Annotated in this window: 12 protein-coding genes; 3 read left to right on the top strand and 9 right to left on the bottom strand. The window is 74.0% G+C overall.

What is annotated here, in order from left to right:
* Nucleotides 1–552 precede the first annotated feature (552 nt).
* Genes ACGFML_RS25460 through ACGFML_RS25450 form a run of 3 tightly spaced genes read left to right on the top strand, consistent with a single transcriptional unit; the run spans nt 553 to nt 3,854 of the window.
* Entirely contained in the window at nt 553–1,824 is a 1,272-nt protein-coding gene (locus ACGFML_RS25460) for an MFS transporter (RefSeq protein WP_393547352.1), read from the top strand.
* A 45-nt stretch (nt 1,825–1,869) separates the two neighbouring features.
* Nucleotides 1,870–2,826: a cupin domain-containing protein gene (locus ACGFML_RS25455; RefSeq protein WP_393547351.1), complete on the top strand. Its 957-nt coding sequence runs from the start codon at nt 1,870–1,872 to the stop codon at nt 2,824–2,826.
* Nucleotides 2,817–3,854, top strand: a complete 1,038-nt coding sequence (locus ACGFML_RS25450; protein ID WP_393547349.1) for a hypothetical protein — start codon at nt 2,817–2,819, stop codon at nt 3,852–3,854. Before ACGFML_RS25455 ends, ACGFML_RS25450 begins: the two co-directional genes overlap by 10 nt.
* Here the strand turns inward: ACGFML_RS25450 and ACGFML_RS25445 are convergent.
* The 9 genes from ACGFML_RS25445 to ACGFML_RS25405 form a co-directional block, all read right to left on the bottom strand.
* On the bottom strand, nt 3,839–4,687 hold the full coding sequence (locus ACGFML_RS25445; RefSeq protein ID WP_393547347.1) for a hypothetical protein: 849 nt from the start codon (nt 4,685–4,687) through the stop codon (nt 3,839–3,841). The genes ACGFML_RS25450 and ACGFML_RS25445 overlap by 16 nt on opposite strands.
* Nucleotides 4,684–5,097 (bottom strand): hypothetical protein, encoded by a 414-nt coding sequence (locus tag ACGFML_RS25440; protein WP_393547345.1) that lies wholly within the window; start codon nt 5,095–5,097, stop codon nt 4,684–4,686. Before ACGFML_RS25440 ends, ACGFML_RS25445 begins: the two co-directional genes overlap by 4 nt.
* A gap of 37 nt (nt 5,098–5,134) precedes the next feature.
* On the bottom strand, nt 5,135–6,466 hold the full coding sequence (locus ACGFML_RS25435; protein WP_393547343.1) for a YcaO-like family protein: 1,332 nt from the start codon (nt 6,464–6,466) through the stop codon (nt 5,135–5,137).
* A 529-nt stretch (nt 6,467–6,995) separates the two neighbouring features.
* On the bottom strand, nt 6,996–7,769 hold the full coding sequence (locus ACGFML_RS25430; RefSeq protein WP_393547341.1) for a class I SAM-dependent DNA methyltransferase: 774 nt from the start codon (nt 7,767–7,769) through the stop codon (nt 6,996–6,998).
* A gap of 218 nt (nt 7,770–7,987) precedes the next feature.
* Nucleotides 7,988–8,707, bottom strand: a complete 720-nt coding sequence (locus ACGFML_RS25425; RefSeq protein WP_393547339.1) for a GntR family transcriptional regulator — start codon at nt 8,705–8,707, stop codon at nt 7,988–7,990.
* Between the two features lie 296 nt (nt 8,708–9,003).
* On the bottom strand, nt 9,004–10,008 hold the full coding sequence (locus tag ACGFML_RS25420) for a proline racemase family protein (RefSeq protein ID WP_393547337.1): 1,005 nt from the start codon (nt 10,006–10,008) through the stop codon (nt 9,004–9,006).
* Nucleotides 10,009–10,066: 58 nt separating this feature from the next.
* Nucleotides 10,067–10,975, bottom strand: a complete 909-nt coding sequence (locus ACGFML_RS25415; RefSeq protein WP_393547335.1) for a dihydrodipicolinate synthase family protein — start codon at nt 10,973–10,975, stop codon at nt 10,067–10,069.
* Nucleotides 10,972–12,720 carry an FAD-dependent oxidoreductase gene (locus ACGFML_RS25410; protein ID WP_393547333.1) on the bottom strand — a complete coding sequence of 583 codons (1,749 nt, stop codon included), beginning with the start codon at nt 12,718–12,720 and terminating at the stop codon, nt 10,972–10,974. Before ACGFML_RS25410 ends, ACGFML_RS25415 begins: the two co-directional genes overlap by 4 nt.
* On the bottom strand, nt 12,701–13,015 hold the full coding sequence (locus tag ACGFML_RS25405) for a (2Fe-2S)-binding protein (RefSeq protein ID WP_393547331.1): 315 nt from the start codon (nt 13,013–13,015) through the stop codon (nt 12,701–12,703). The genes ACGFML_RS25410 and ACGFML_RS25405 overlap by 20 nt, the downstream gene beginning before the upstream one ends.
* Between the last annotated feature and the right edge of the window lie 56 nt (nt 13,016–13,071).

Here is a 13,071-nt window from a genome sequence, read left to right as displayed (position 1 = left end):
CGGGCGGCATCGCGTCGCGGACGTTCACCTTCAGGGATACCGGTGCGGCGGTTGATTCTCCGCTGGTGTCCGGGGCGGGTGAAGTGCCGGAGGACGATGCCGAGCGCTGCCGGTGGGACTGGCCTCCGCTGCCGATGTCGCCGTGGGCACATCTGGCATGACTGGTGCGGGAGTTGGGGTTCCTGTCGTCGTTCAGGGAGTACGGCCCGGAGGGCGGCCCAGTGCTGCGCGGGCTGAACGCGCCGTCACGGGAGTGGGCGGATGTGCTGGTGGAACATCGGGGGCGGCAGTGGTGGGTTCGGGTGGCGCTGGAGGGCCGCGCGGAGCCGATCGGGTTCCCGGGCATGGTGATCGGCGAACTGTTCGGCGAGGGTGAGCATCGGAAGATGGCCGTGGGGGGAACCGGACCTGGTGGACCCGGGGATCTGAGGCGGCGTCCCAGGGGGCGATCGTTCGTCGGGCCGTTCTTTCGGCACTCAGCTTCGTCCGTTTCTTCATCTATGGGTAGATTTGCCCATCGTGATGGATCACGCGCGTGCACCGGCAGACGGCATGAGGCAAGAGACGCACCACGATGCACCCGCCGCCGCAGGCGGTTCGCGGGCACGTCGTGATCTGCGGATTGCCGCGGCACTGGCGGGGGGTTCCGCGTGCGGGGACTCGCTGGCCAAGAGCGCCCTGGTGCTGCGGGTTCATGATGTGTCCCACGCCCCGTGGAGCGTCACGGCGTTGCTGCTCGCGGGGGCGCTTCCGGTGGCCGCCTGCGCGCCGGGCGCCGGCCTCCTCGCCGACCGGGTCGACAGCCGCACGCTCATGATCTGCGCCAACGCCGCTTCGGCGCTGTGCTGCCTGTGGCTGACAGCCGTCCCGTCGTTCGGCGGACTGCTTCTCGTGGTGACGCTACTGGGTGTGACCGCCCTGACCGGGGCCACCGCGCTCAACGCGCTGCTGCCCTCGCTGGCGGAGCCGGGCCGGCTGGTCGACGCGACGGCACGGCAGCGCGGTGCCACGCTGCTGGGCGGCGCGGTGGGGTTGTCGTCCGGGGGCGTGCTGGCCGAGTGGGCGGGGACGGGGGCGGCCCTGGCGCTGGACGCCGCAAGCTTCGTCCTGCTCGGCCTCGGGTGCGCGGCGATCCGCACCAGGCGCGGCCCCGGCGGCGGGTCGGCCGGGGCGAGGCGGGCCGGTCGTCGCACGGGGCGGCCGAGGCGGTCGCCCGTACCGCCGCTGCTGCTGGCGGTCTCGGCGGGCTCCGGCGTCGTCGCGCTGTTCGCGGCGACGACCAATGTGGTGCAGGTGTTCTTCGTCAAGGACGTGCTCGGCGTCGGCGACGCCGGTTACGGCCTGATCGCGGCCTGTTGGACCGGCGGCATGCTCGCGTGCGTGCCGTTGGCGCGGCAGCTGCCGGACCGGGTGTCCGTGCTGGTCGGCGCGACGGTGTGCGGCGAGGCAGTCACCGGGCTCGCGGTGCTGGGATGCGGTCTGCTGGCCACCGTCCCCGCGACCGCGCTGTGTTACGTGGTGGCGGGCCTGGCCGCGAGTGGGATGCTGATCGCCCGGGGAGCGCTGGTGCAGCTGCTCACGCCGGAGTCGGCGCGCGGCCGGGTGCAGGCCGCCGTGGGGGCGGTGCGGCAGGCGTCCACCGCTGCCGCACTCGGCCTCGGTGCGGCGCTGGTGGAGTGGGGCGGCCCGCGGATCGCGTTCATCGTCGCCGGCGCGGGAAGCCTGGCCGTCTCGCTCGCCTGCGGGCTCTGGCTGTGCATCGCGGTGCGCCGGCCGGCCGGTGCACGCGCCCTGGCGGGGCCGCTCTCCGAGCCCGTACGCTGAGCCGGTCAGCGACTCTCCGCACGGGGTGGCGATTCGGGGGTGGCCGTGCCTTCGCCGGTGTGTGCGTACGACCTTGACGATCTGACGGCACCGCTGGGTACGCGAGCGTTCCACCGCGGCGTCTACGGCCGGGCGTTCCACCTTTTCACCGGGGCACCGGACGACCGATTCGACGCGCTCTTCGGCTGGCAGGACCTCAACGAGATCCTTTCGCGACACCGATTGACGCCTCGTCAGTTACGGGTGGTGCAGGACGGCCGTCTCGTCTCCTCCGATGCGTATACGGTCCCCGAGCTGTCCCGGCGGCGGATCCCCTGGCACCGGTTGGTGCCGACCGCCCTCACCGAGAGGTTGCGGAGCGGCGGGACCCTGGCGCTGAGTGAGGTGGACGTCTTCCACTCGCGGGTGGGGAGGCTGGCCGCGGCGGTCGAGCGGCGGCTGCGCGAACGCGTCGAGGTGACCGCGTACGCCGCCTGGCCCGGGGCGGAGGGCTTCGGGCCGCACCGCGACGACCACGACGTCTTCGTCCTCCAAGTCGCCGGGCACAAGCGGTGGCACCTCCACGGGCGGGCCGCGGGACCGGTCGGCGCGGCGCTGGCCGACCGCAGCGGCCGAGCGGGACAGGAGTGCCCCGGGCCCCTGGAGGCGGACGTCCTGCTGGAGCCGGGGCAGGTGCTGTACGTACCGCGCGGCTGGTGGCACGGCACGCGCACCGAGACGGCGCCCTCACTCCATCTGACGCTCGGCGTCTGGCGCCCCACCCCGGCCGACCTGCTGGGCTGGCTCGGCGCGGCGCTGCCCGACGATCCGGCGCTGGACGTGAGCCTGCTACGCGGCAAAGGGCCTGCCGCGTCGTCCGACGCGCTCTCGCAGCTGCGTTCCGCCCTCGCCGAGCGGCTCGATGACCCCGCCGTGCTGGAGGCGTTCTTCGCGGCGCGGGACGCCGCCCGCCCCTCCCGCGAGTCCTTCTCCTTGCCGAACGGGTCCTCCTCATGGACGTGACCGACGGCCGCCTGCCGGTGGCCCTCGACCTGTCCGCCGGGCGCATCGCCCTGCGCCCGCTGGCCCTGAGCGGATTCCACGAGCCCTGGTACGACGTCGCGTACCCGACCGACGACGAACGCCTCCTGGTGTGGCGGCCGTTGGAGGACCTGCTCGCCTGGGCGGACACCGACGGAGCGTGCCACTCCCCGCCCCGGGCGCTTCGCCTGATCGCGCACACCAGCCGCTGCGGCTCGACCATGCTCGCCAACCAACTGTCCCTGCGTCAGGGGACGCTCGTGCTCAAGGAACCGCTGTTCCTGATGGACGCCGCCCTGCACGCGATGCGGGCCCGGAACGACGCCGAACGACGGTCAGCGCACGCCGTGGTGCGGGCGCTGCTGGCCTATTGCGACGCGGCGGCGCAGGCCCACGGCCGCCGTCTGGTGGTCAAACTGACCAGCTGGACCTCGCTGGTGGTGCTCGACGTGCTGGGCGGCCTGGCCGGGCCCGCGCGCTGGCTGCTGGTCTGGCGCGATCCGGCGGAGGTCGTGGCGTCGCTCACGTCGTCACCACCGAGCTGGCAGGCGCTGCGGCATGATCCGGCGCTGCGCGCGCTACTGGACCTGGCAGCGCCGGGCGCCGCATCCGAAGCCGAAGCCGAAGCCGACACGGCGTTCTACGCCCACCTGTGGCGGGCGCTGGTGGAACCGTTCGCCGCTCCCGAACCGCGATCCGGTGGCGAAGAGCGGGTGCGGTTTCTCGACTACGCGACGTTCACCGCCGATCGGGCGGGCGCGCTGCGCGCCGCCGAGCGCTGGCTCCGGCTCGGTGCGCCCGACGACCTGCCCGACGGTTTCGCCGCCGCGTGCGGCCGCTACGCCAAGTCCCTGGGCGGCGAACCCTTCGACCCGGCCGGCGCCCACCACCGTGCGACCCTCACGGCGGCCGGGCGGTCCATGGTGCGCCGGATCACCGTCCCGGCATCGTCCCTGCTGGGGAACGCCGTTCCCTCGGTGACGGCGGAGGGCGGTCACAGCAGCGGGTGAGAGGTGGCGAGGACCAGCAGCCCGAACGCGAGTGCCGAGAACGGGACGATTCGGCGCGGGCTGACGGCCGTGAAGGCCAGGTGCGAGGGCACCGCCAGGGCCAGGGTCGAAGCGGCCGGAACGACTCCCAGAGCGCCCAGGCCCAGCGCTAGTTCGCCGGCCGCGGTGAGGACGGCGGCCGCGCGGCAAGCAGCGGGGAAGGCGGGTCCGGCCAGGAGCGCGGTCAGTCGGCGCGGGCCGGGTACGGGCAGGAAGTCGCGGCTGCCGGTCGCGGCCTGGCACGCGTTGTAGGCCGCGTTGTCTACCAGGACCCGGCCGGACATGAAGTGGCGCGAGCGCAGCTTGCGCGCTCCCGCGACCAGGTACAGCTGGGCGGCGAAGAAGGAGGCGAATCCGCCGGTGACCTGCGCGGACCGGGGCACACGCAGCAGTACCAGGGCCGCGCCGAGGGCCACCGCGGCGGCGAGGACGAGCAGGCACACGGTGGTGTAGCGGGCCTGCCGCAGGCGCCCGTACCCGAGCGTCGGCCAAAGCGCGGCCGAACAGCACAGCAGGGTGGCCGCGGCTCCCCAGCAACGCCCCGGCGGCAGGAACGCGGCGCAGGGCAGCGCCACGCCCAGCAGCAGTCCGGACGCCGCCCGACGGCACTCGGCCGCGAGCGCGTCCGGGCCGGTCCATCCCCGGCCGGGGCGGTAGGCGCCGGCGCGGGCGTAGTCGCGCCGGACGCTCCGCGCGTCGGACAGGACGAGTCCGGCCCGCCAGACGAGGGCGAGAGCCAGCGCGCAGACCGCGACCGCCATCGGCGTCCAACCGGCCGTGAACGAGCCGTTCATCCCAGCCGTCGCAGCGACCGCACGAGCCGGTCGAGCTCCTGGCCCTCGGGCACCCGGGCGGCCTTGAGGACGCCGCTCTTCCCGTCGTACTGCACCCGCCAGCCACCCTGGGACCCGATGATCAGCCCCTCGAAGGACAGCGGCGGGCGGGTGGCCGTCAGCAGCCGGTGCAGCTCGGGGACGTTCATGAAGTGCGCCTCCGGGGAGAGCCCCAGCTCGCGGTGGCCCACGAGGCGGGGCGGTCCGCCTTCGTCGCCGTCCCGGGTCCACAGGAAGCCCTTGGACGACCCGGAGTACATGCCCCACGAGAACGGTCGGTGGGGGTCGGTCCTGGTGCCCCACACCACGAAGCACGCCAGCAGTACGGCGGCCAGGACGACGATGACGGCATGTGCGGGCACCGAGGGCATGAGTGTCCTTCGCGGCTGGGGGTCCGGGGAGCTCGAGTCAGCCGAGGGGGTGCGGCGCGGGGTCGCGCGCACCGGTCGGCGGAGAGCCCAGGCGTTCGCGGGCGGGCAGCCTGCGCGCACCGGGAGCGACGACGCGTACGACGTCCCGGTCCCCGGCGGCCTCCACGGAGCGCGGCGCCCGGGTCCCGACCAGCACCACGTCCTCGCCGGTGTGCTCGGCGAGGATCCGGCCGGCCGAACCGGGCGCGACCGGTCCGCGCGGCGGAGCCGCTCTCCCGGCCGGACGGTCGTGCGGCGCGGCGCCACCGTCCAGGAGCCGGGCGAGGCCGTCCTGCCGGTGGAAGGCGTAGAGGGCATGCGCCAACGGCCCGTCGACTTCGCGCCACCCGTCCCGTAGCAGCCGGCGCAGAGCCGCTTCGGCAGCCGGGGTCCGCAGGCTCCACCGCACCATCAGCGCCTCCAGTACCGCAGCTCGTACGGCGGTTGCCGGCGCGACGGGGCCGCTGTCGTACGCCGCCGTGCTCGCCGTCCCCGGCTCCGGCTTCGACTGCGGCTGCGACTGCGACTGCGGTTCCGGCTGCGACTGCGGTTCCGGCTGCGCGAACGACGCGCGCGCCCCGAAGCTCTGCGCGGCTCCGCTGCCGTCGTGCAGGCACGCGACCACACACACCGTGCCGCCGGGGCCCGGCAGCAGCAGAACCGCGGCGGTCAGACCGAGGGCGGCGAGCCCTTCGCGCAGTGGTGCGCCGTACTCCGGGAACGGCACGACGGCCCGGCGGCCGTCGCCGTACCAGGCCCGCCACAGAAGGTCGCGCTCCAGGACCTCCAGCGCCGCGTGCTCCGTCGCTGCGGCCCTCGTGCGGTGTGCGGCCACGCCGGTGGAACCGGGCCGCAGGGGCGCGGCGCAGCCGGGCGGCGGACGGTGGGCGAGATGGACCGCACACGCCGGGACGAACACCTCCCCGCCACCGGTCAGCGACTCGCCCGGCACCCAGAGCAGCCGAGCGTCCCGGGCCGGCTCCGGTCGGGCCGCCAGTTCCGGCCAGCACAGCGGGTCGAGCGCGGGCACTCCCCTGCGGCGCAGCTCGGAGTACGACGCGACGAGGGCAGTGGGATCCGATTCCGCGGCCCGTCCTGCGAGGGTGTTGTGCACGCGCTCGGCGAGCTCGCCGAGCGCCCGTGCCGTGACGTCGGCCTCGGCCACGGCGTCGGCCTCGGCCGTTCCCGCCGCGGATCCGATCAGCACCCGCTGCCCGCCCGCCGCGTCGTTCGCGGGGAAGGCGGCCGATCGCACGGCGCAGCGCCCGAACAGCAGGCGGGGGAAGGACGGATAGGGCGTGAGGAGGTGTACAGGACACGCCTCCGTCATCCGCTCACCGTCCTTGGTCCTTCGGCGTTCCTCGGTCAGCCGCGCGGCGCGGGGCTGTTGCGTGATGCTCGCGGTGCGCGCGACAGCGGGGCCGGGAGCTGACGCCCGACCCCGCTGGTGCGCTGGGCCGACCCGGCTCAGTCGGGGAGGTCGATCATCAGCGCGAAGTCGGGAAGTTCCTGCTCCCCCACCGGTTCCAGAGCCTCGACTTCGGAATCACGAATCTCTTCCATGGAGTCTCCCTGTACTCAGGACGATGCGGTCCCATGACGGGAGCACACCGGCGTACCGGACAACGTCGACCAGCGTGCCGCCGTCGGAATCGCCGTGCCAGAGGTCTTCCGGTCAGATGCCGGCGCACCACTCTCCCCTTCGGCAACCGGCGTCCCCTCGCCCCGCAGCCCTCCCGGGCGTTCGCCCCGGCCGCTCCCGGGTGACCGCACTCCAGGCGTCCGCCCCCGGACGTGAGCCTCGCAGCCGGGTGCCCCCTGCCGTTGCCCGTAGGCGCCCCGACCGGCATCTCGGCCAGTCACTCGGGTAGCTCGTACACCGATACGTGGTAGGAGCTGGCACCGGTGAAGCGGTCACCGGACCAGCTGCCCCACCGCTCCCGCAGCCGCAGCCCGGCGGCGGCGGCCATCAGGTCGAGCTCGCCGAGGCCCGTGTACCGGAACCGCACCCGCAAGTGGCGCGAACTGCCCATGGAGGTGATGACGTAGTCAGAGGTGTAGCGCTGTACGGAGGGGTCGAGGCTGCGGTGGCAGACGACAAGGGAGCCGTCGGCCCCGTCCGTCACCTGCGGGCCGCGTCCCGCCGCGAGGGCCAGCGCCTCCGGGACGTACGCGTCGAGCACGAAGAGGCCACCCGGCCGCAGCCGCCGGGCTGCCGCCATGAAACAGTCCGACTGCCGTTGCTGGGAGGGGAGTTCGGCGAAGGTCCCGCCGGCCAGGTAGACCATCGAGAAGGGGCCGTCCACCGGGACATCCGCGAAATCCCCGAAGACGACGGGCATCTCGTCGCCACCGGGCTTCGTCCGCAGCTGCGCCACCATCTCGCGTGAGCCGTCGACGCCGTGCACGTCGTATCCGCGCGCCCGGAGCGGCAGCGCGACGCGGCCGGTGCCCACCCCCAGCTCCAGCACCGGCCCCGGATCCGGGCTGCACGCTGCGAGGTCGCCGAGGAGCCCGGCGAGCGAGTCGACGGTGGGGCCGGTGACGGCGGGCTTGCCGAACCAGGTGTCATACAACGCGGCGAAGTTCTCCGCATATCCGCCGCTGTCGGGCCGGAGCGATGTGCTGGTCAAGGCGGTGGGGTCCTGTTCTCTCAGCGGGACGGGACAGCGCTCATCGGGACGGGACCGGCCAGCCGTTGCCCGCGGCCACCACCGAAGCGCGGTCCGTCACGACTGCCAGGCAACGCTACGAATCCGCCGCACGGCAGCACCAGACGGCGAACGGGATTGGCCGAAAGCGGGCCGACGCGCCCCGCAACGGCGGAACGGCAACGGCCCGCGGAACCGCCCTACTGGCGTGCCGCGCCGAGCCTCTTCCGCACAGGGCGCTCGGCCGGGATGCTCTCCTCACCCTCGGCCCACAGCGAGCGCACATGGCCGAGGTGGCGGGTCATGCACTCCTCGGCGCCCCTGACGTCTCCGGCCACCATCAGGTCCAGGAGTTCGAGGTGCTCCTCGGCGGAGGGGACGAGCTGGTCCCGCTCGTCCAGCCCCGTCAGGCCGTACAGGCGGGAGCGCTTGCGCAGGTCGCCGACGGTCTCGACGAGCCGGTCATTGCCGCCGAGCGCGAGCAGCGTCAGGTGGAACTGCCGGTCCGCGTCCAGGTAGCCGATCAGGTCGTGCTCGCGTGCGGCGCGCACGATCCCCTCGGCGATGGGGCGCAGCGCCTCCAGGTCGGCGCGGTCCGCGCTGCGGGTGATGCGCCCGATCATGGGGACCTCGATCAGCAGGCGGATCTCGGTGTACTGGTCGAGGTCGCGCTCGTTGACCTCGGTGATCCGAAATCCCTTGTTGCGCAGGGGTTCGACGAGCCCTTCGCGGGCGAGATCCAGCATCGCCTCGCGCACCGGCGTGGCGGAGACGCCGAAGTCCTCCGCCAGTCCGGGCGCCGAGTAGACCTCGCCGGGCCGCAGTTCACCGGAGATGAGAGCGGCGCGCAGTGCATGGGCGACCTGGTCGCGCAGCCGCTCTCGGGCGGTGATCAGGGTGCGTTGCTTCAGGTGGCCCATGCTGTTCCCTCCGGTGCTGCCGCGGTGGCCCACCGTACAATGTCACGTTGTTCCCGCTGGTGACAGGGTGTCGGCCCGGCTTGTGACAGTGAACTCCGAGGAGACGCGGCCCTGTTCGCGTGGGTCGTCGCGGGATGACCTCGGCACCGCCGACGGGCGGACGGACGGACGGGCCGGCGGACAGGCGGGCGGACAGGCACTCGGGCGGACGTGGACGCCGAGTGGCGGGGGCGTTGGTGCGGATCAGGCCGGTGTCGTCGAGCCGGCGGCGGAGACCACGGGGGCAGGCGTGCCGGTCACAGCAGGAACCCTTGGGGGAAGGGGTCGTCCGGGTCGAGGAAGTACTGGGCGGTGCCGGTGATCCAGGCGCGGCCGGTGATGGTGGGGACCACGGCGGGCAGGCCGCCCACGGTCGTTTCCTCCACGAGACGGCCCGTGAACTCCGTACCGATGAAGGACTCGTTGACGAAGTCGCGGGACAGGGGCAGGAGGCCGCGCGCGTGCAGCTGGGCCATGCGGGCGCTGGTGCCCGTGCCGCAGGGCGAGCGGTCGAACCAGCCGGGGTGGATGGCCATCGCGTGCCGCGAGCGGTGCGCGTCGGAGCCGGGAGCGGCGAGGTAGACGTGCTTGAGCCCGGCGATCTCGGGCTGTTCGGGGTGGACGGGGCGGTGGGCGGATGCGTTGATCGCGTCCATGAGGGCGAGTCCGGCGGCGAGCAGGTCGTCCTTGCGGGAGCGGTCGAACGGCAGGCCCAGCGCGTCGAGTTCGACGACGGCGTAGAAGTTTCCGCCGAAGGCGAGGTCGTAGGTCACCGTTCCGAAGCCGGGCACGTCCGCCTTGCGGTCGAGGGCGACGCAGAAGGCGGGCACGTTGGTGAAGGTGACCGCGACGGCCGCCCCGTCCCGGACCTGGACATCGACGCTCACCAGGCCCGCCGGGGTGTCCAGACGCACGGTGGTGACGGGCTCGACGACAGGCACCATCCCGGTCTCCACCAGGACGGTGGCCACCCCGATGGTGCCGTGGCCGCACATCGGCAGCAGGCCGGAAACCTCGACGTAGAGCACGCCGTAGTCGGCGTCCGGCCGGGTCGGCGGCTGCAGGACGGCTCCGCTCATGGCGGAGTGGCCGCGCGGCTCGTACATCAACAGGGTGCGCAGGGAGTCCATGTGGTCCATGAAGTACAGGCGCCGTTCGGCCATGGTGGCTCCGGGGATCACCCCCACGCCACCGGTGATGACCCGCGTGGGCATGCCCTCGGTGTGCGAGTCGACGGCGTGGAAGACGTGGCGCGTACGCATGAGGGGTCCTCTTTCTCTCGCAGCGGCTCTTGGGCGGGCGTGGTCCTCCTGCCGACGCTCAGCGGTGCCCGTCGGCGACGGCCTTTCCGGTCGCCTCACGCACGGCGGCCGCGGCCGCGCCGGTCAGGGGGGAACGGGGCGGGCGCACGGGGCCGCCGTGGCGGCCGACCAGGTCCATGGACACCTTGATGGCCTGCACGAACTCGGTCTTGGAGTCCCAGCGCAGGAGCGGGTGCAGGGAGCGGTACAGCGGCAGCGCGGTGGCCAGGTCGCCGGCGACGGCGGCGTGGTAGAGCTCGGCGCAGCTCGCCGGGAAGGCGTTGGGGTACCCGGCGATCCAGCCGACGGCACCGGCCAGGGCGAGTTCGAGAAGGACGTCGTCGGCGCCGACCAACAGGTCGAGATCCGGGGCGAGTTCGGCGATCTCAAAGGCGCGACGCACATCGCCGCTGAACTCCTTGACCGCCACGATGCCTGCCTCGCGGTGCAGTTCGGCGAGCAGGGTGGGCGTGAGGTCGACCTTGGTGTCGATCGGGTTGTTGTACGCGACCACCGGCAGCCCGACCGCGCCCACCTCGGCGTAGTGGGCGCGCACGGCCGCCGCGTCGGCCCGATAGGCGTTGGGGGGCAGGAGCAGGACGCTGCCGCAACCGGCTTCGGCGGCCTGCTCGGCCCAGCGGCGGGCTTCTCCGCTGCCGTACGCGGACACGCCCGGCATGACCCGGGCACCGTCCCCGGCGGCCGCGACGGCGGTGTGGACCACCTGGGCCCGTTCGGCATCGGTGAGCGTCTGGTATTCGCCGAGGGAGCCGTTCGGTACCACGCCGTCGCAGCCGTGGTCGAGGAGCCGTCGCACGTGCGCCGCATACGCGTCGTGGTCGACACTCAGGTCCGAGCGCAGCGGGAGCGCGGTGGCGACCATGATGCCGCGCCAGGGGCGCTCGGCGGTCCAAGGGAAGTCGTTCATTCGGAGGGGCCGTCCTTCTGTGGTGGGTGTCCTTCGTGGGGTGCGTGTCCTTCGTGGGGTGCGTGTCCTTCGTGGGGTGCGTGTCCTTCGTGGGGTGCGTGTCCTTCGCGCGGTGGGCGTCCTTCGCGCGGTGGGCGTCCTTCGCGCGGTGGAGCGGGGGCGGGTGGCTGCGTGACCCGGCCGGCCGGCGGTCGGCCGCGATGGCCGGGGCCGGATCGCGGTAGTGCGTCGGGGTCAGGTCCCGTGACCGACTCGCGGTCCTCCGGGACTTGTTCGGTGAGTCGGGCGAGGGCCGCGAGCGGGACGGGGACAGCGAAGGGACGGCGCTCGGGTGCGGGCGGCACCCGGTCGCCCTGGGCTGCGAGGCAGGCCACGGCCGTGCCGCACAGACGGCCCTGGCACCAGCCCATCCCCGCCCGGGTGAGCAGCTTGACGCTGCGCGCGTCGCGGGCCCCCAGCTCGGCGACGGCCTCGCGGATGCGCCCGGCGGTGACCTCCTCGCAGCGGCACACGTCCGTGCCGTCGTCGAGCCAGTGCGGCCAGCCGGATCCCGGCGCATGGGCGGTGGCCATGGCCTCGGCGAAGGCCCGCAGGCGGGTGCGACGACGGCGCAGTGCGCGCACCCGGGCACCGTCGGCGAGGGCGGGCCGCCCGCGCAGCCGGGCAGCGAGGGCGCGGGCGGCCAACTCCCCTTCCGTACGGGCCAGTCGCACCCCTCCGATGCCGCCGGTCTCGCCCGCCGCCCACAGCCCGGGCACGGAGGTCTCCTGCAGCGCGTCCAGGAGCAGGGCGTGCGTGCCGTCCGGGGTGCGCCGGGTGGCGCAGCCGAGCTGGGTGGCGAGCTCGATCTGCGGGGCGAGGCCGTGCCCCACTGCCAGCGCGTCGCAGGGGATGCGGTGCTCGGTGCCCGGCCGTGGCCGCCAGCCGCGGTCGAGGCGGCAGACGCTGACCGCCTCCACACGGTCGGTGCCGTGCACCCGGGTGATGGCGCTGCGGGTGCGCACCCGTACCCGGTGCCGTAGCAGCGCCCAGCCGTAGGCCAGGGATTCCGTCAGCTTGTCCGGGTTGGCGGCGAGGGTGCGGGGGTGGCGTGCGTAGCTCCCGTATCCCGATGCCTCGACGAGCGCCGGGACGCGCGCCCCGGCGGCGGCGAGTGAGGCGGCCACCGCGAGCAGCAGGGGGCCGCTGCCCGCCACGACGATGCGCCTGCCCGGCAGGACCAGGTGGGACTTGAGCATGGCCTGCGCGCCCCCGGCACCCACGACGCCGGGCACCGTCCAGCCGGGGAAGGGCAGTTGACGTTCGGTGGCGCCCGTGGCCAACAGGACCGCGCGAGCTCGTACGCACACCGGTCGCTCCTCCCCCGGGTCGACGTCCGGGCCGGTGAGCGCGTGGACGCTCCAGATACCGCCACCGCCACCGCCACCGCCGCCCTCGCCGTCGCTGTCGTCGCCGTCACGGGTCACCCCCCATACCTGGTGACCGGCGAGGTGCGTGAGGCCGGCAGCCGCGACACGGCGCCGCAGGTCGGCGAAGGTGGACCAGTCGTGGTGCAGCGCCTGGGGGCGGGCGGCGCCGAGCCCCGGGCCCGGGTGCCGGTAGAACTGGCCGCCCCATCGCGCAGAGGCGTCCAGCAGGGCGACGGACAGGCCCAGTTCGTCGGCGGTGACGGCACCCGCGAGTCCGGCGGCGCCCGCGCCGATCACCGCGAGGTCGAAGACGCGATCAGATACCGAGTGCGGCATGGCCGTGCCCCTCCTGGGTGGTGATCGCGTCGCCGGGCTGCGCAGCGACCAGGCAGGCCCGCTGGTTGGGGCGGCCGTTGATGGTGGTCAGGCAGTCGTGGCAGTGGCCGATGCCGCAGAAGGCGCCGCGGGGGCGGCCGGCGCGCCTGGTGGTGCGCCAGGCGAGGATGCCGGCCGCCCAGAGCGCGGCGGCGACGGACTGCCCCGGCAGAGCGGTCAGGGGGCGCCCGTCGAAGGAGATCTCGAAGGGGGGATCGGGCTGCGCCCCGACCAGGTCGGCGGGGGTACGGGCCATGGGGTGGCCTCCTTTCGTGGCGGGCGGCCCGGGCGCGCGGGCGTCCTGCGCGGTGG

This window comes from Streptomyces sp. NPDC048650 (assembly GCF_043199095.1).
Classification (GTDB): domain Bacteria; phylum Actinomycetota; class Actinomycetes; order Streptomycetales; family Streptomycetaceae; genus Streptomyces.
The sequence above is the reverse complement of the archived record's forward strand: the minus strand, read 5'-3'. Positions and strand labels throughout refer to the sequence as shown.

Excerpts from the sequence above, each read along its gene's own strand:
- ACGFML_RS25460 (WP_393547352.1), top strand. The coding sequence starts at position 553 with ATGAGGCAAGAGACGCACCACGATGCACCCGCCGCCGCAGGCGGTTCG.
- ACGFML_RS25450 (WP_393547349.1), top strand. The coding sequence starts at position 2,817 with ATGGACGTGACCGACGGCCGCCTGCCGGTGGCCCTCGACCTGTCCGCC.
- ACGFML_RS25445 (WP_393547347.1), bottom strand. The coding sequence starts at position 4,687 with ATGAACGGCTCGTTCACGGCCGGTTGGACGCCGATGGCGGTCGCGGTC.
- ACGFML_RS25440 (WP_393547345.1), bottom strand. The coding sequence starts at position 5,097 with ATGCCCTCGGTGCCCGCACATGCCGTCATCGTCGTCCTGGCCGCCGTA.
- ACGFML_RS25435 (WP_393547343.1), bottom strand. The coding sequence starts at position 6,466 with ATGACGGAGGCGTGTCCTGTACACCTCCTCACGCCCTATCCGTCCTTC.
- ACGFML_RS25425 (WP_393547339.1), bottom strand. The coding sequence starts at position 8,707 with ATGGGCCACCTGAAGCAACGCACCCTGATCACCGCCCGAGAGCGGCTG.
- ACGFML_RS25420 (WP_393547337.1), bottom strand. The coding sequence starts at position 10,008 with ATGCGTACGCGCCACGTCTTCCACGCCGTCGACTCGCACACCGAGGGC.
- ACGFML_RS25415 (WP_393547335.1), bottom strand. The coding sequence starts at position 10,975 with ATGAACGACTTCCCTTGGACCGCCGAGCGCCCCTGGCGCGGCATCATG.
- ACGFML_RS25410 (WP_393547333.1), bottom strand. The coding sequence starts at position 12,720 with ATGCCGCACTCGGTATCTGATCGCGTCTTCGACCTCGCGGTGATCGGC.
- ACGFML_RS25405 (WP_393547331.1), bottom strand. The coding sequence starts at position 13,015 with ATGGCCCGTACCCCCGCCGACCTGGTCGGGGCGCAGCCCGATCCCCCC.